The sequence below is a fragment of the Streptococcus sp. CF8_Ac1-9 genome (assembly GCF_024295565.1).
GTDB lineage: Bacteria > Bacillota > Bacilli > Lactobacillales > Streptococcaceae > Streptococcus > Streptococcus parasanguinis_X.
In genome coordinates this window covers 70,121-87,237 of sequence record NZ_JANCOY010000007.1, presented here as the reverse complement: position 1 = coordinate 87,237, position 17,117 = coordinate 70,121, and the positions used below count along the sequence as shown (strand labels likewise).

Below are 17,117 nucleotides of genomic sequence, written 5' to 3'. Positions count from 1 at the left end.
TGTAGTAGTCGGCTCTTGAGTCGTAGTGGTTGTAGTAGTCGGCTCTTGAGTAGTAGTTGTAGTAGTGGTTGTTGTAGTAGTTGTAGTAGTGGTTGATGTCATATCGCCATCCACTCCACCGTTTGCATTAATATTTGCAACAGATGCATTTACTTCCTTGGCAACAACGGCTTGCTCACCTTTAACGTGATACCAGACCTTAGTATTGTTTAAGAAATTCTTTTGATTTTCATTCTCTACTTTAGTCTGGTAAAAGATCAGGACACCAGTCTTATTAATTTCACTTTGAGGAATAGTAACCGTAATTTTTCCTGCTGCATCAATTGTGAAAGTTGCTCCAGGAAAGTCTGCTAAGAAATCATCGATAGCAGTTGAGCCACCGTAATATCCTGGTTTGTTACCTGTAGTAGTAATACTAAAACTATCTTTTACAAGTGAATGACCACCTTGGATGTCATCTTCAACACGAACATCACCATCTACATCTAAGTTCATTGCATTAATGGTTAGTGTCCAAAGAATATGTTCAGGATCATTCGCGTGCATATCACCCGCTTTGAGATAGAATGGAGCGCTGTTAACTCCAGTAGCCATTTTCTTAACGTTTAATTCTACTTTTCTAGCTCCACTAATAATAGTGAATTTTCCAACATGCTCCTTATCGGTTGCTGTATCGTTATGACCCTCAATCTCAAACTCACCCCAACCGCGAATGTTTTGAAGGTTTTTGATAGCTTCATTGAAAGTAACTGTCGCAGATCCATCTGTAATGACCATGTCTCCAACGTAAGTTCCGTCAATACTTAATGGAATAGTCTTTTTAAATCCTACCCCAAAGACTGTTCCAGAACTAGTCCAATTAACTTTTAATGTATCTCCCGGTTGAATCTTTTGTGCATGCTCATCAAATGTAAACTTAACAGTTGTTTGTCCACCATCTGTGATTTCTTCTGATGAAACAGTAAGTGAGCTAATATTGTTGCTGACATCGCCAGCTTTTACCATATCAGATTGCGATAATACGATGAATAATAATGGTAAAAATACAATAAAGAAGACTTTGACAAGTCTACTTAGATTCATTTTTTTCATTTTCTTCTCCCATTTTTCTCCAATTACCTACATCAATTTGTATGTTGTTGCCAAAAACTTACAAAATTGAGAAATTTTTATAGGTGTCTTTTAAGACGACATTAATAAAAGTGCACCCCCCGCTCGTCTATTTTCAAAAAAGACATCTACAAAGTGAATTATATCACAAATTAGTAAGATTTTAACAATAAAAATATTTTATCTATGAAATTTTAAGGATTTTATAAAAATCAGATAAATGAAAAAGGACTATTGTTTGTTAAAATAGTCCTTTTAGCTTAAAGTGTAACAACTTCAAGCTTATTTTTTATCTCATGGTCACAAATTCTTCGGATCCGGTTGGGTGAATGGCGACAGTTGCATCGAAATCGGCTTTTGTCGCTCCCATCTTGATAGCAACTGCAAATCCTTGGATCATTTCATCGACTCCGTAGCCAAGACCATGAAGTCCAACGACCCTTTCTTCGGGACCAGCAGTGATGAGTTTGAATTTTGCTTGCTGACGATGTTGGGTGACAGCAGTGTACATGGAAGCAAATTGAGAAGTATAGACTTTGATATTCTCTTTTCCATAAGTTTGCTGGGCTTCTTCCTCCGTTAGGCCAACGGTTCCGATAGCCGGGTGAGAAAAGACAACAGTCGGGATGTTTGTATAATCCATTTTGGCATTGACTTTTCCATTGAATAGTCGTTCAGAAAGAGTGCGTCCAGCTTTAATAGCAACAGGGGTTAATTCTTTTTCTCCTGTGACATCCCCAAGAGCATAGATTCCTGGAATAACTGTATTCTGGTATTCATCCACTGCAATGAATCCTTTTTCATTTAAGGTGACGCCTGCAGTTTCTAGATTGAGATCCTGGACATTTGGTTTTCGTCCTGTTGCCCAGATCACATGATCTGCCACGTGGCTGGTCTTATCTTCAAAATAAATCTTCACACGACCGTCTGCTAATTTTTCAAGCTTTATGGGAACCTTATGTTTGTGAAGCGGAAGGTTTTGTTTTTCCATTTCTTCCATTAAGCCATCGACAATGTAGGAATCAAAACTGCGTAAAACCCGATCTTTTCGGATGAAGAGGTCTGTTTGGACTCCTAAATGGTGGAGCACACCAGCTAGTTCCACCGCGATGTAGCCAGCCCCAATAATGGCAACGGAACTTGGCAGTTCTTCCCAAGCAAAGACATCGTCAGAAGTTTCGCCAAATTCAGCTCCAGGAACAGAAGGAATATGAGGATGGGCTCCTGTCGCAATTACGATATACTTGGCCTTAATGGTTTCTCCATTTACCTCAACCGTATGAGCATCCACAAAACGGGCACGTCCTTCAATTCGTTCAACCCCATTGCGTTTGAAACTGCCATCATAGGAACTACGGGAACGGTCAATATAGGCTTCGCGATTTTTTCTTAAGGTTGCAAAATCAAATTTTGTCTGTTCAGAAGTAAATCCATAGTCTGGTCCATAATCGCGAATTGCTTCTGCAATTTGTGCACCATACCACATAATCTTTTTAGGCACACATCCTCTGTTGACACAGGTGCCCCCCAATTGTTTTTCTTCAATGACAGCAGCGCGCGCTCCGTACTCTCCAGCCCGGTTCATCGTAGCGATTCCTCCACTACCTCCACCGATTGAAATAATATCAAATTCTTTCATGTTTTCCTCCTAAATGGGACTTCAGTTTGATTGTAATATCAACTGTTACAAAAGTCAAGGGTTTAGCATGTTACCAAGCATTTAAATTTCATTTTGCCGTGTCAATTTTAGATAGAAAAGTAAGGAAATATGGTATACTATGGTATAGAATAAAACGCTTTCTTTGATGGAGAAAAACGATGAAGAAATTGAAAAAATGGCAACTATTTGCAGCTGCAGGTGCAGCTATTGCGGTGATTGGAACAGGAAGTGTGATGGTGTTTTCGCACCCAAGTACTCCTGATCAAGCAATCACGAAAGAAACTCCAATGGTGCAAACGGTCAAGGATGGATCGATCGCTTCTTCAGTCTTGTTAACTGGGAAAGTCACTGCCAACCAGGAACAGTATGTCTATTTTGATGGAACCAAAGGGGATTTGCAGTCGATTTTGGTCAATGTAGGAGATCAAGTAACAGCCGGTCAGCCGATTGTTCAGTATAGCAGTACAGAGGCCCAAACCGCTTATGATGCAGCCGTTCGTGCTGTCAATAAGGCAGATCGTCAGTTAAATGATTTACTGACAAATGGTGTGACCATTGATACGACAGGAGATGAAGAGGCAGATGACAAATCAGCTTCTCAGACCCAGCGAACAGTCGATTCTCAAGCTAGCGATTTACGAGATGCTAAGTCGGATGCGGTCGATAATATGAACAAGGCTAAGGCTCTTCTGGATGCGACAACAGTTAGGAGTAATACAGATGGTACCGTGGTCGAAGTCAATAAAGATGTTTCAAAATCGACTACAGGGACCAACCAAACTCTGGTTCACATTGTGAGCAACGGGAATTTACAAGTCAAAGGGGAGTTGTCTGAATACAATTTGGCCAATATCTCTGAAGGTCAGGAAGTGGTCCTCACTTCCAAGGTTTATCCGGATAAAACCTGGACAGGAAAGATTTCTTATGTAGCCAACTATCCGACCGACGCGGGTCAAGCAGGTGCCAATGCAGCAGGTGGAACACAAGGAAGCGGTGGAGCCAAGTACCCATTCACAGTGGATATTACCAGTGAGATTGGAGACCTCAAACAAGGCTTTTCTGTCAATATTGAAGTCAAAAGTTCTACTCAACATCCCCTTGTTCCCGTGACAAGTGTCATGGCTGATGGGGATACGAGCTATGTATGGACGGTCGAAAATGGCAAGGCTAAGAAAGTAAAAGTGACGCTTGGTAACGCCGATGCTGAAAACCAGGAAATCTTATCAGGCTTGAAGAAAGATGCTCAAGTTATTGTGAATCCTAATGAGAAACTGGAAGATGGAAAAGAGATCGGAAAATATGACAAAATTGATTGAACTAAAAGGAATCAATAAAACCTATAAAAATGGGGATCAGGAACTTCGTGTCTTAAAAGACATCGATTTAGAAGTCGAAGAGGGAGAATTTGTGGCCATTATGGGTCCATCTGGCTCAGGAAAATCGACCTTGATGAACGTCATTGGCTTGTTGGATCGCCCGACCAGTGGAGAGTATTTTCTAGAAGGTCAGGAGGTTGGAAATCTCAGTGAGAAAAAATTAGCACGTGTTCGTAATGAACAGATCGGTTTTGTCTTTCAACAATTCTTTCTTCTCTCCAAGCTCAATGCCTTTCAAAATGTAGAACTGCCTCTCATTTATGCGGGGGTTCATCCTGCTAAACGGAAGGAATTAGCTGAGCAGTACCTTGAAAAGGTGGAGCTCCATTCTCGCATGCACCATTTGCCTTCAGAGCTCTCAGGGGGTCAAAAACAGCGGGTGGCTATTGCTCGAGCCCTTGTCAATCAGCCAGCCATCGTCTTAGCAGATGAGCCGACTGGTGCCCTAGATACCAAGACGGGGGAGCAAATAATGGACTTGTTAACCAAGTTAAACCAAGAAGGAAAAACCATTATCATGGTTACACACGAGCCAGAAATTGCAGCCTTTGCGCATCGTCGCATCGTCATTCGTGATGGAGTGATCTCCTCAGATAGCAAGCTGGAAAGGGGGACCTAATGCAAAATTGGAAATTTGCGATCAGCTCAATTATGAGCCATAAATTACGGTCTTTCTTGACCATGGTGGGGATCATTATTGGGGTCGCTTCTGTCGTTGTCATCATGGCTCTGGGAGATGGTATGAAAGCTGGTGTCACCAAGACCTTCACCAAGGACCAAGAGTATGTACAAATCTCTTATTCTCCCAACAAGAGTGGCTATGTGACTGGGATCAATATTGGTCCTTCTGATGATACTGGAGAAGGAGAAGGCGGAGGCGAAAGTGGCCCTGCAGCTGAAGACCGAGGGATGGCTGCTCCATCGGATATCGATGGGGAAAACGCTGAAGATGTTGATGGTCAAGTCCAAGAAGCACCACCAGTTGTGCAAGAATCTTGGGTTAAGGAATTAACCAAGATTCAAGGCATCGATGGTTACTATGTTAGCAATACCTCCAATGCAACCATTGCTTTTCAAAAGAAAAAAGCAGAAGGGGTAAACATCCAAGGGGTAAATGAAACCTATTTTTCTGTCAAAAAGGTTGAGCTCTTATCTGGACGAAAATTAACCCCTTCAGACTATAGTAATTTCTCCCGGGTGGTGCTCCTTGATGAAGGATTGGCCCAACAATTATTTGGAACGGAGAATCCACTGAATCAGGTGGTCTCTGTTGGGGATAACAATTATCGCGTCGTTGGTATTTTCAAGGATCCAAATGCAGGAACAGCTCTTTACGGAGCTTCCTCAGGTGGAAGTGCCTTGATGGCCAATACCCAACTCGCCTCTGAATTCGGAACGGATGAAATTCAAAATATTGTCGTCCATGTACCGGATGTGAAACAGATCAAAACCGTTGGGATCGAAGCTGCTCAAAAGTTAACAGAACTTTCAGGTGTTCGCCAGGGAGAATTTCAAATCTTTAATTTGGATAGCATCTTAGAGGAAACCAATAAAGTAGTAGGAATTATGACATCAGTCATCGGAGCTATTGCTGGGATTTCCCTCTTAGTTGGTGGCATTGGAGTCATGAATATCATGTTGGTTTCTGTTACCGAACGGACGAGAGAAATCGGTCTTCGCAAAGCATTGGGAGCAACCCGAGGTAAGATTTTGGTTCAATTTTTGATTGAGTCGATGGTCTTGACCATCATTGGTGGGCTGATTGGACTTGGCCTTGCTTATGGTGTAAATAGCTTGATTACTACACTCGCAGCAGCCTCCCTAGAAGGACCACCGATTATTTCCTTAAATGTCGCCATCGGCAGTATTATTTTCTCTGCTTTTGTAGGCATCATCTTTGGAATTTTACCAGCGAATAAGGCTTCTAAGTTAAACCCGATCGAAGCACTGCGTTATGAATAAAAAAATAGGAGCGGGTCAGGATGAATTGCTTAAGATTCTCCACGCTCCTTTTTGATGCTGTTTTGGAATAGCTTGTCGAAACCTCGTCTTATACAGGTCAAGCTATTTAGGTAGTCAACGATGGTCTTCCGATGTTTTTGAGTATTCATTCAAGAAGCTGCATTTTTTCTTCTGCCTTATTTTTGTTTAATTGGTAAATATTAGTGAATTTCTGGCCTAAATATGATAGAATAGGGGAGAATAACTTAGGAGGTTCCAAATGACTACTGAACATATGGAAGAATTGAATGACCAGCAGATTGTCCGTCGTGAGAAAATGGCGGCCCTTCGTGAACAAGGAATCGATCCATTTGGGAAGCGATTCGAACGTACTGCAAATTCAGGTCAATTAAAAGAAAAATATTCAGAATTAGATAAAGAACAACTCCACGACTTGAACGAAACAGCTATTATTGCCGGTCGTCTTGTAACAAAACGTGGAAAAGGAAAGGTTGGCTTTGCCCATCTTCAAGACCGTGAAGGTCAAATTCAGATCTACGTTCGTAAGGATGCAGTTGGAGAAGAAAACTACGAGATCTTCAAAAAAGCAGACCTTGGTGATTTCCTTGGTGTTGAAGGGGAAATCATGCGCACAGATATGGGTGAACTTTCGATTAAAGCAACTCATATCACTCACTTGTCAAAAGCCCTTCGTCCTTTGCCTGAAAAATTCCACGGACTTTCAGACGTTGAAACCATCTATCGTAAACGTTATTTGGATTTGATTTCAAACCGTGAAAGCTTCGAACGCTTTGTAACCCGTTCAAAAATCATCTCTGAAATCCGTCGTTATTTAGATGGTCAAGGATTCCTTGAAGTGGAAACACCAGTGCTTCACAATGAAGCTGGTGGTGCGGCTGCCAAACCATTTATCACTCACCACAATGCACAAAATATTGACATGGTGCTTCGTATCGCGACTGAGCTTCACTTGAAACGTTTGATTGTTGGTGGGATGGAACGCGTTTACGAAATCGGACGGATCTTCCGTAACGAAGGAATGGATGCCACTCACAACCCTGAATTCACTTCGATCGAAGTCTATCAAGCTTACGCTGACTTCCACGATATCATGGACTTAACAGAAGGCATTATCCAACATGCTGCGAAAGCAGTCCATGGTGATGGTCCAATTGACTATCAAGGAACAGAAATCAAAATCAACGAACCATTCAAACGGGTTCACATGGTTGATGCGATCAAAGAAATCACAGGTGTTGACTTCTGGCAAGACATGACCTTTGAAGAAGCTGTAGCACTTGCAAACGAAAAACATGTACCAGTTGAAAAACACTACACAGAAGTGGGACAAATTATCAATGCCTTCTTCGAAGAATTCGTTGAAGAAACTTTGACACAACCAACTTTTGTTTACGGTCACCCAGTAGCAGTATCTCCATTGGCTAAGAAAAATCCAGAAGATCCACGCTTCACTGACCGTTTCGAACTCTTCATCATGACCAAAGAGTATGCCAATGCCTTCACGGAATTGAATGATCCAATCGATCAATTGCAACGGTTTGAAGCGCAAGCGCGCGCGAAAGAATTGGGAGATGACGAAGCTACAGGCATCGACTATGACTATGTTGAAGCCCTCGAATATGGTATGCCACCAACAGGTGGACTTGGAATTGGTATTGACCGTCTCGTTATGTTGTTGACCAATGTAACAACAATTCGCGACGTCCTTCTCTTCCCAACTATGAAATAAGCTAAAAGAAAACACTGATCTGATGATCAGTGTTTTTGAATGTATACAGACTATTGTTTTACATAAGACAACTAGATGATTTTCAAAAAATATCTACTATTTTTTTGTTATTTAAGAAGATTAAAAACTTTCCGCAGTGAGAAAAGTTCCTGAAACTAAATTGTTTCAGGAACTCGGGAGTTTTGGAGCCTTAGGTCCAAAACTAAGTCATGGAACTTCTTCGAAGTTCGCTGACGTCCGCATTCACCTAAGGAAAGTTTCTAAGTGAACTTTGCCTCTATTCTAAAACAATTATCTTGCAATCAGTGTTTTTTAGTCTCCAAATAAGAGGTATCATTCCAAGTTTCTAAGTAAAAGTGCTCAAAATCATCTGTTGTCAAAATGGTCACACTAGCATTGTTGAGGCCACCGTTTTTACGGAGTTCCTCTGGCTTATAGCCAAGTAGGCTCCGAATAGAAGCGGTTAAATTAGCCCCATGGCCAACGATTAGAATGGCCTCGCCAGACTGGTCTTTTAAACTTTTGATAAAATTTCCGGTCCGTTGGGTGGTTTCTTCAACGGATTCTGCTCCGAAAATATCGTGGTGAAACTTAGCTAAATTATGACGAAAGGCCTTCATTTCCTCCAGATAGAGAGCCTTCAACTCCACAATTTTTCTACCTTCTAACCTACCAAGCCGCCATTCCCGTAGAGCAGGAGTCTTTTGGAGGGAGATAGGATGTTGATTTTGCTCGAGAATGATTTGAGCAGTATGGACGGCTCTAGGCAAGTCACTTGAATAAGCTGCATCAAAGTATGTTTGAGATAAATGCTGGCCCAAGGCTTTTAACTGCTGGACGGAAGATTCTAAAAGCGGAGAGTCACCATTTGCCCCTTGGATACGTCCCTCCTCATTCCACTCAGTACGTCCGTGACGGACAAAATATAATTTCATATTGGTTTTATCCTTTACTCGACTAAGTCTTCGAAGCTAGCCTTGACAAAATCAGCTAAATCTTGCGCCTTGATTTGAATACTGTGACCAACTTCACCTGCAGAGACAATCATCTGATCTAGATCAAGGGCCGACTGGTCAATAAAAATAGGGTAGTTGTGTTTTTGTCGAATGCCAACAGGATTATTGGCTCCGTGGACATAGCCCGTCGTCTTTTCTAAGTCTTTTTGCGGAATCATACTAACTTTTTTATTGCCAGAGAGTTTGGCCAATTTTTTTTCTGACAAGTGGGCAGAGATGGGAACAATCCCGATGACAGGACCAGTTTTATCGCCTGTTAGAGCCAGTGTCTTAAAGATTTGATCGGTCGTAATCCCATCTGGAATGATTCCTTCAAGGGCGTTGATTTGTAAGCCTATGTGCTCAATTTTTGCTTTTTTTAAGATCTGCTCGACCAAGGTTTTTTTCACTTTATTTTTTTTTGCCATGGCTTTCTCCTTTTCTCTTTTTCTCTACAAAATCAGATTTCATTAGACCATTATAACATATAATAGCGGCAATATTGCCTTCTCCTGAAAAATAGAAAACAGCAGAAAAAGTGAAAGCCACTTGATCTGCTGTTTTAAGGCTATGAGGAAGAGTTATCTTTTTGTACCTTGAAAAGTTTCCGATAAATCGCTTCTTGGTCTTGCGTCGGAGCAATTTGGTTGAGATCCAAGTAGTGTGAGAATCCATTTAATTGCCCTTGAGAGGTATATTGATGCAAGTCGTATTCCGTGTTGGTATCTGGTGCAGCATTATAGTAGCCATCATCAAATCCATAAGTAGGAATCCAAAGAGCCGTAAATTTATCAGTGGAGATACTATGTTCTTCCATGAAGTAAGTTCCGATATAGAGTCCAATATTTTTTGCACCCAAAGCTTGTAGTTTTGCTCGGAAAGCTTCAACGCCTGCATTCATATCCTTCATGGTTTTTTCCTCAACGTCTAACCAATAGTAGGTCGGTTTGTAAGGAGAAGCAGCCTTGTAAAATTCCTCTGCTTCTTTTTCCATTTCTTTTTTATCCTTAGCCGCGACATAAGCATAGACTGCGACAGGGATATTTCGTTTTTGGAATTCTTGGATATGGGTTTTAAAAGATTTATCCAGACCATTTAAGTAGGTTGCTGCATTTTCCTTTTTAGCTTGAGCCCCACTATGGACACGTACGATTACACCTCCCACATTTTGGGAAAGGACATCGTAATCAATTTCACTAGGCAATTGCCAGCCTGAGATATCAATGATCGGGCGGCCAACCAGTTCTGGATTGATGTCTTCTTCTTTTTTAGAAGAAGAGCTTGCAGTGGTTGTTTTTTTAGGTGTATTGGAGTTCGGAATCGTTTGGGTTGTTTCTTGTCGCTCTCTGGCTTGCAGATCGGCAATCGTTCGTGAAAGAACGAGAAAAGAAATGATACCGATAAAAAAGACCAAGAGAACAACGGGTTTTATCCTTTTTCTCATACAGAAACATTTTACCGTAAAAAAAACGAAAAGGCAAAACTTAATGCTTAAAAGATGCTGATTTCAGCCATTATTTTCAAAAAAAAAGGAATCTTTTCATCGAAAAAGGATAAAAATATATGAAAATAAGAAGAATGATTAGAATATTTCTTGAAAATGGGGAAGAAGCCGAATCTTTTCTGGCCTTTCCTTGGTTTTGCTTCTTAAAAATGATATAATGAAGGTTGAATATTAGGAATATGGTGAATTATGAAAATTGAAAAAAGACATCTTTTAAATTATTCCATCCTCATTCCCTATTTGATTTTATCCATCATTGGCTTGATTGTTGTCTATTCGACAACAAGTGCCTTGGCAATTCAAAGTGGAGTGAGTTCGATTCGGATGGTCCGGACACAGGGGCTCTTTTTCATCCTAAGTCTCCTAACCATCGCCTTGATTTATAAATTTAGCTTAGATTTCCTTCGAAATAAAAAAGTACTGGCTGTTGTCATTTTTATTGAAGTGATTTTGTTGATTCTGTCTAGGTTTATCACAGATACCGTCAATGGAGCTCACGGTTGGTTGACCATTCCTGGAGGGTTTAGTATCCAGCCGGCAGAATACCTCAAGGTGATCTTAGTCTGGTATCTAGCCTTGATCTTTTCTAAACGACAAGACGAGATACGCGATTATGATTATCAAGCCTTGACCCACAATGAATGGATTCCAAGAAATTTAAACGATTGGCGTTGGCTGACCTTGATTCTGATTGGAATCGTTGTGATTATGCCGGACTTGGGAAATGCGACGATCTTGGCCTTAACGGTCTTGATCATGATTACGGCTAGTGGAGTGGGCTACCGTTGGTTTACCTCTTTACTTGGTTTAGTTGTTGGAGCATCCACCATTGTCCTTGGTTCAATATGGATCATCGGTGTGGACCGTGTTGCTAAAATTCCTGTCTTTGGTTATGTAGCTAAACGTTTTAGTGCCTTCTTTAATCCCTTTAATGACTTGTCTGGTGCAGGTCACCAATTAGCCAATTCCTACTATGCCATGAGTAATGGTGGTTGGTTTGGCTTGGGGCTTGGAAATTCCATTGAAAAACAAGGTTACTTACCAGAAGCGCACACAGATTTTGTGTTTGCGATCGTGATTGAAGAATTAGGTTTTGTTGGAGCTAGCTTGATCCTTGCTCTCCTATTCTTCTTAATTCTTCGGATCATTTTAGTCGGTATTCGAGCAAAGAATCCTTTTAATTCGATGATGGCCATTGGGATCGGTGGGATGATCTTAGTGCAAACCTTCATTAACATCGGAGGAATTTCTGGTTTGATTCCGTCTACAGGAGTGACCTTCCCCTTCTTATCCCAAGGGGGAAATAGCTTATGGGTCTTATCCGTAGCGATTGCTTTCGTTTTGAATATCGACGCTAGTGAAAAACGGGCTAAGATGGAACAAGAAGGCATGGTTTTTGAAGAAAAAGGTAAAATCAAACCTTATTATTAAAAGGGAATTGTTGAATGGCTATTCAAAAAGGAGAAAAAATGGTCTTACAAAAATTAGAGAACTTCACAAATAAAGATATTATCAAAGAAGAAGCCGAAATTTTAACTAATTTATTAGATGATATTACGAAAAATTTGGTTCGTCCGGAAACCTTTGATAAAATTAGGCAGTTGAAGGATCTATCAAAAACACAGAACTATCGTGAGTTAAATCAAATAGTGGAACAATTGACAAATGAAGAAATGACAGTGATTTCACGTTATTTTGCCATTTTACCACTCTTGATTAACATCTCAGAAGATGTCGATTTGGCCTATGAAATCAATCATTTGAATAACGTGGATGGTGAATACCTCGGAAAACTTTCTTCAACCATCAAAGAAGTTGCGAAAAATGAAGATGCACAAGAAATTCTTGAAAATCTCAATATTGTACCTGTTTTAACAGCCCATCCAACTCAAGTGCAACGAAAAACCATGCTGGATCTAACCAATCATATTCATGCTCTTCTTCGTCAGCACCGGGATGTTAAAGCTGGTTTAATGAATGAGAATAAGTGGTATAACAACCTTCGTTGTAATATCGAAATCATGATGCAAACGGATATGATTCGTGACAAAAAATTGAAGGTTACTAATGAGATCACCAACGTCATGGAATATTACAATAGTTCTTTCTTACAAGCTGTTCCAAACCTAATGTTGGAATACAAACGCTTGGCAAAAGAGCATGGATTAGAGCTTGAACAACCACGTCCGATTACAATGGGCATGTGGATTGGGGGAGACCGGGACGGGAATCCGTTTGTAACAGCTGAGACCTTGAAGCGTTCAGCAACTATTCAAAGCGAAGTCATTTTGAACTATTACATCGAAAAGATTTCTAAATTATACCGTCATTTCTCCCTTTCAACGAGTCTTTCTAAAACAAGTGAAGCAGTAGCTGAAATGGCAGCCCTATCAAGTGATACATCCGTCTTTCGTGAAAAAGAACCATACCGTCGTGCTTTCCACTATATCCAGTCAAAATTGATCCAAACCTTGGTCAATTTAAAAGAATGGACGATGGTGGGGGAAACTAGAGAAGATCGTTATGCGGTAGAGAGATTATTGGGAGCAAATGCTCATCAACAAGGGCCAGTTTCTGACTATATCGGCAATCGTATCTCTGGAGCTTTAAAGAAAATTTCTGAGAAAGAAGCTCCAGCTTATGCCTCTGCTCAAGAATTTAAAGAAGACCTTGAAAAGATCAAAGATTCCTTGTTAGAAAACAAATCAGAGTATTTAATTTCTGGTGAGTTTGCAGAACTTCTAGAAGCCATCGATGTTTTTGGATTCTATCTGGCCTCTATTGATATGCGTCAGGATTCGAGTGTGCATGAAGCCTGTGTGGCAGAATTGCTGAAATCAGCTGGAATTAATGACCATTATTCTGATTTATCAGAGGATGAAAAGTGTCAAGTTCTCTTGAAAGAACTTTTAGAAGACCCACGTATTTTATCAGCAACCCATGCTGAAAAATCTGAACTGCTTGAAAAAGAATTAGCAATTTTCCAAACGGCACGTGAATTGAAGGATCGTTTAGGAGAAGAAGTCATTCGTCAAAACATCATCTCCCATGCAACAAGTGTGTCAGATATGTTAGAATTGGCTGTGATGTTGAAAGAAGTGGGCTTAGTCGATACGGAAAAAGCTCGTGTGCAAATCGTGCCTTTGTTTGAAACGATCGAAGATTTGGATCATTCAGAAGAAACCATGAGAAGTTACTTGTCTCTTCCGATTGCCAAACGTTGGATTGCTTCTAAGAACAACTACCAAGAGATTATGTTAGGTTACTCTGATTCCAACAAAGATGGTGGATACTTGTCTTCTTGTTGGACCCTCTTTAAAGCCCAACAACAATTGACCGCTATCGGAGACGAGTTTGGAGTGAAGATTACCTTCTTCCATGGTCGTGGTGGTACTGTTGGTCGTGGTGGAGGTCCTACTTATGAAGCCATCACTTCTCAACCATTGAAATCCATTAATGACCGTATCCGCTTAACCGAGCAAGGGGAAGTGATCGGTAATAAATATGGAAATAAAGATGCTGCCTACTACAACCTTGAGATGCTCGTCTCTGCAACCATTAACCGAATGATTGCCGAACAAAAGAGTCCATTCTCTATGTTTGATCGTTTCGGGGAAGTCATGGATAAAGTCGTGAATCGCAGTTACGATATCTATCGTGATTTGGTCTTTGGAAATGAGCACTTCTATGATTACTTCTTTGAATCAAGTCCGATCAAAGCAATTTCAAGCTTTAATATTGGTTCACGTCCTGCTGCTCGTAAGACCATTACAGAAATCGGTGGTTTGCGTGCTATCCCATGGGTCTTCTCTTGGTCACAAAGTCGGGTAATGTTCCCTGGTTGGTATGGAGTAGGTTCTAGCTTTAAGGAATTTATCGATGAGGATCCTGAGAATATTGAAACCCTTCGATACATGTATAAAAACTGGCCTTTCTTCCAATCTCTCTTGTCAAATGTGGACATGGTCTTATCCAAAGCCAACATGGACATTGCTTTTGAGTACGCCCAATTGTGTGAAGAAGAAGAAGTTCGCAATATCTATCAGATTATCTTACATGAATGGCAATTGACTAAGGACATCATCTTGATGATTGAGGAACAAGACGAGTTGCTCGCTGAAAACCCTTATCTGAAAGAAAGTTTGGATTACCGGATGCCGTACTTTAACGTCTTGAACTATATTCAGTTAGAATTGATTCGACGTCAACGGACCGGCCAATTACCAGCCGATCAAGACAAGCTGATCCATATTACGATCAATGGAGTGGCTACAGGATTACGAAATTCAGGTTAAAAAAATCGGAACATTGTTCCGATTTTTTTAGTCCCTGATATTAAAGGACCAAAAGGTATGTAATGGCTTAAATAGAAGATTTAAAATGAGAATTTTCAAAGCTAGATCAGGATCTTTCAGCAAGCTGATAAAATAAAAGAAAAGAAGAGGAATAATTAAGAAAATATAGGTAAAAGGCTTGCAATTTTATCTAAAATTCGATAGAATAGTAAGGAAAGTTAGACTGTATTGCCTACTGTCTATCTATAAAATATATTTTATTGGAGGCTTTTACTCAAATGGCAAAAGAAAAATACGATCGTAGTAAACCGCACGTTAACATCGGTACAATCGGACACGTTGACCACGGTAAAACTACCCTAACTGCAGCAATCACAACTGTTTTGGCACGTCGCTTGCCTTCATCAGTTAACCAACCTAAAGACTATGCGTCTATCGATGCTGCTCCAGAAGAACGCGAACGCGGTATCACCATCAACACTGCACACGTTGAGTACGAAACTGCAAAACGTCACTACGCTCACATCGACGCTCCAGGACACGCGGACTACGTTAAAAACATGATCACTGGTGCCGCTCAAATGGACGGAGCTATCCTTGTAGTAGCTTCAACTGACGGACCAATGCCACAAACACGTGAACACATCCTTCTTTCACGTCAGGTTGGTGTTAAACACTTGATCGTCTTCATGAACAAAGTTGACTTGGTTGACGATGAAGAATTGCTTGAATTGGTTGAAATGGAAATCCGTGACCTTCTTTCAGAATACGATTTCCCAGGTGATGACCTTCCAGTTATCCAAGGTTCAGCTCTTAAAGCTCTTGAAGGTGACTCTAAATATGAAGACATCATCATGGAATTGATGGATACTGTTGATGAGTACATCCCAGAACCAGAACGCGATACTGACAAACCATTGCTTCTTCCAGTCGAAGACGTATTCTCAATCACTGGACGTGGTACAGTTGCTTCAGGACGTATCGACCGTGGTGTTGTTCGTGTCAACGATGAAATCGAAATCGTTGGTATCAAAGACGAAATCCAAAAAGCAGTTGTTACTGGTGTTGAAATGTTCCGTAAACAACTTGACGAAGGTCTTGCAGGGGATAACGTTGGTGTGCTTCTTCGTGGTATCCAACGTGATGAAATCGAACGTGGACAAGTTATCGCTAAACCAGGTTCAATCAACCCACACACTAAATTCAAAGGTGAAGTTTACATCCTTACTAAAGAAGAAGGTGGACGTCATACTCCATTCTTCAACAACTACCGTCCACAGTTCTACTTCCGTACAACTGACGTAACTGGATCTATCGAACTTCCAGCTGGAACTGAAATGGTAATGCCTGGTGATAACGTGACTATCGACGTTGAGTTGATCCACCCAATCGCCGTTGAACAAGGTACTACATTCTCAATCCGTGAAGGTGGACGTACTGTTGGTTCAGGTATGGTTACTGAAATCGAAGCTTAATTCGATCTAGTTCCCAGATTAACAATTATATAGACAGACAGAAAACCCCGTGAAGACGGGGTTTTTATTTTGGTAAAAAGTAAAATGAGCTTGTGCAACCTTTCATTATGACGAAAATTATGGTAAAATAGTAGTATAAAATTAGAAAAAAGAGGTATGTGAAATGTCACGTAAACCATTTATCGCTGGTAACTGGAAAATGAACAAAAATCCAGAAGAAGCAAAAGCATTCGTTGAAGCTGTAGCATCAAAACTTCCTTCAGCTGACCTTGTTGAAGCTGGTATCGCAGCTCCTGCAGTTGACTTGACAGCTGTACTTGCTGCTGCTAAAGGTTCAAACCTTAAAGTTGCTGCCCAAAACACTTACTTTGAAAATGCTGGTGCCTTCACTGGTGAAACTAGCCCACAAGTTTTGAAAGAAATCGGTACTGACTACGTTGTTATCGGTCACTCAGAACGTCGTGACTACTTCCATGAAACTGATGAAGATATCAACAAAAAAGCAAAAGCAATCTTTGCGAATGGTATGCTTCCAATCATCTGTTGTGGTGAAAGCCTTGAAACTTACGAAGCTGGTAAAGCAGCAGAATTCGTAGGGGCTCAAGTTTCAGCTGCTCTTGCTGGATTGACTGCCGAACAAGTAGCTTCAACAGTTATCGCATACGAACCAATCTGGGCGATCGGTACTGGTAAATCAGCTTCACAAGACGACGCACAAAAAATGTGTAAAGTTGTTCGTGACGTTGTAGCTGCTGACTTTGGTCAAGAAGTGGCTGATAAAGTACGTGTTCAATACGGTGGTTCAGTTAAACCTGAAAACGTTGCTGAATACATGGCTTGTCCAGACGTTGACGGAGCTCTTGTGGGTGGTGCATCACTTGATCCAGAAAGCTTCTTGGCATTGCTTGACTTCGTTAAATAATAACATCTAAAAGGCGAGAGATTTCTCGTCTTTTTTGTCTTTTTTATAGTAGAAAAGACCAGCTTCAA

At 40.8% G+C, this 17,117-nt stretch carries 13 protein-coding genes; 8 read left to right on the top strand and 5 right to left on the bottom strand.

Going from position 1 to position 17,117, the window contains the following annotated elements; translation table 11 throughout:
- A partial coding sequence (locus NML76_RS09665; protein WP_254733395.1) for a collagen binding domain-containing protein occupies window positions 1-1,083 on the bottom strand: 1,083 nt, incomplete at its 3' end.
- Between the two features lie 316 nt (window positions 1,084-1,399).
- Complete coding sequence (gene gorA, locus NML76_RS09660) at window positions 1,400-2,749, bottom strand: glutathione-disulfide reductase (protein ID WP_254733394.1); 1,350 nt, start codon at window positions 2,747-2,749, stop codon at window positions 1,400-1,402.
- 179 nt (window positions 2,750-2,928) lie between these two features.
- On the opposite strand from gorA, the gene NML76_RS09655 reads away from it, so the two are divergent.
- The 4 genes from NML76_RS09655 to lysS all read left to right on the top strand — a co-directional run bounded on the left by NML76_RS09655 (window position 2,929) and on the right by lysS (window position 7,858).
- Window positions 2,929-4,086, top strand: coding sequence for an efflux RND transporter periplasmic adaptor subunit (locus tag NML76_RS09655; RefSeq protein ID WP_254733393.1), 1,158 nt, complete (start codon window positions 2,929-2,931; stop codon window positions 4,084-4,086).
- The gene (locus NML76_RS09650; RefSeq protein ID WP_003002759.1) at window positions 4,070-4,765 is read left to right on the top strand and encodes an ABC transporter ATP-binding protein; all 696 of its coding nucleotides are present in this window, start codon (window positions 4,070-4,072) and stop codon (window positions 4,763-4,765) included. Before NML76_RS09655 ends, NML76_RS09650 begins: the two co-directional genes overlap by 17 nt.
- Window positions 4,765-6,108, top strand: coding sequence for an ABC transporter permease (locus tag NML76_RS09645; protein ID WP_118227962.1), 1,344 nt, complete (start codon window positions 4,765-4,767; stop codon window positions 6,106-6,108). Before NML76_RS09650 ends, NML76_RS09645 begins: the two co-directional genes overlap by 1 nt.
- Window positions 6,109-6,367: 259 nt before the next feature.
- The gene (gene lysS / locus NML76_RS09640) at window positions 6,368-7,858 is read left to right on the top strand and encodes a lysine--tRNA ligase (RefSeq protein WP_003016025.1); all 1,491 of its coding nucleotides are present in this window, start codon (window positions 6,368-6,370) and stop codon (window positions 7,856-7,858) included.
- A 302-nt stretch (window positions 7,859-8,160) separates the two neighbouring features.
- On the opposite strand, the gene NML76_RS09635 is transcribed toward lysS, so the two are convergent.
- The 3 genes from NML76_RS09635 to NML76_RS09625 all read right to left on the bottom strand — a co-directional run bounded on the left by NML76_RS09635 (window position 8,161) and on the right by NML76_RS09625 (window position 10,297).
- Window positions 8,161-8,793, bottom strand: a complete 633-nt coding sequence (locus NML76_RS09635; RefSeq protein WP_254733392.1) for a histidine phosphatase family protein — start codon at window positions 8,791-8,793, stop codon at window positions 8,161-8,163.
- Between the two features lie 14 nt (window positions 8,794-8,807).
- A complete protein-coding gene (locus NML76_RS09630; protein ID WP_254733391.1) occupies window positions 8,808-9,281 on the bottom strand; it encodes an aminoacyl-tRNA deacylase in 474 nt (157 codons plus the stop codon).
- Window positions 9,282-9,421: 140 nt separating this feature from the next.
- Window positions 9,422-10,297, bottom strand: coding sequence for a GH25 family lysozyme (locus NML76_RS09625; RefSeq protein ID WP_155169446.1), 876 nt, complete (start codon window positions 10,295-10,297; stop codon window positions 9,422-9,424).
- 249 nt (window positions 10,298-10,546) lie between these two features.
- Between NML76_RS09625 and NML76_RS09620 the strand changes: the two genes are divergently transcribed.
- The 4 genes from NML76_RS09620 to tpiA all read left to right on the top strand — a co-directional run bounded on the left by NML76_RS09620 (window position 10,547) and on the right by tpiA (window position 17,049).
- The gene (locus NML76_RS09620; protein ID WP_155167515.1) at window positions 10,547-11,788 is read left to right on the top strand and encodes an FtsW/RodA/SpoVE family cell cycle protein; all 1,242 of its coding nucleotides are present in this window, start codon (window positions 10,547-10,549) and stop codon (window positions 11,786-11,788) included.
- 38 nt (window positions 11,789-11,826) lie between these two features.
- Complete coding sequence (gene ppc, locus NML76_RS09615) at window positions 11,827-14,652, top strand: phosphoenolpyruvate carboxylase (RefSeq protein WP_070448794.1); 2,826 nt, start codon at window positions 11,827-11,829, stop codon at window positions 14,650-14,652.
- A gap of 278 nt (window positions 14,653-14,930) precedes the next feature.
- A complete protein-coding gene (tuf, locus tag NML76_RS09610) occupies window positions 14,931-16,127 on the top strand; it encodes an elongation factor Tu (protein ID WP_003008055.1) in 1,197 nt (398 codons plus the stop codon).
- Between the two features lie 163 nt (window positions 16,128-16,290).
- Complete coding sequence (gene tpiA / locus NML76_RS09605) at window positions 16,291-17,049, top strand: triose-phosphate isomerase (protein ID WP_003008052.1); 759 nt, start codon at window positions 16,291-16,293, stop codon at window positions 17,047-17,049.
- Window positions 17,050-17,117: the final 68 nt, after the last annotated feature.

Excerpts from the sequence above, each read along its gene's own strand:
- tpiA (WP_003008052.1), top strand. The coding sequence starts at position 16,291 with ATGTCACGTAAACCATTTATCGCTGGTAACTGGAAAATGAACAAAAAT.
- NML76_RS09650 (WP_003002759.1), top strand. The coding sequence starts at position 4,070 with ATGACAAAATTGATTGAACTAAAAGGAATCAATAAAACCTATAAAAAT.
- NML76_RS09655 (WP_254733393.1), top strand. The coding sequence starts at position 2,929 with ATGAAGAAATTGAAAAAATGGCAACTATTTGCAGCTGCAGGTGCAGCT.
- gorA (WP_254733394.1), bottom strand. The coding sequence starts at position 2,749 with ATGAAAGAATTTGATATTATTTCAATCGGTGGAGGTAGTGGAGGAATC.
- NML76_RS09645 (WP_118227962.1), top strand. The coding sequence starts at position 4,765 with ATGCAAAATTGGAAATTTGCGATCAGCTCAATTATGAGCCATAAATTA.
- lysS (WP_003016025.1), top strand. The coding sequence starts at position 6,368 with ATGACTACTGAACATATGGAAGAATTGAATGACCAGCAGATTGTCCGT.
- ppc (WP_070448794.1), top strand. The coding sequence starts at position 11,827 with ATGGTCTTACAAAAATTAGAGAACTTCACAAATAAAGATATTATCAAA.
- NML76_RS09620 (WP_155167515.1), top strand. The coding sequence starts at position 10,547 with ATGAAAATTGAAAAAAGACATCTTTTAAATTATTCCATCCTCATTCCC.
- NML76_RS09630 (WP_254733391.1), bottom strand. The coding sequence starts at position 9,281 with ATGGCAAAAAAAAATAAAGTGAAAAAAACCTTGGTCGAGCAGATCTTA.
- NML76_RS09635 (WP_254733392.1), bottom strand. The coding sequence starts at position 8,793 with ATGAAATTATATTTTGTCCGTCACGGACGTACTGAGTGGAATGAGGAG.
- tuf (WP_003008055.1), top strand. The coding sequence starts at position 14,931 with ATGGCAAAAGAAAAATACGATCGTAGTAAACCGCACGTTAACATCGGT.
- NML76_RS09625 (WP_155169446.1), bottom strand. The coding sequence starts at position 10,297 with ATGAGAAAAAGGATAAAACCCGTTGTTCTCTTGGTCTTTTTTATCGGT.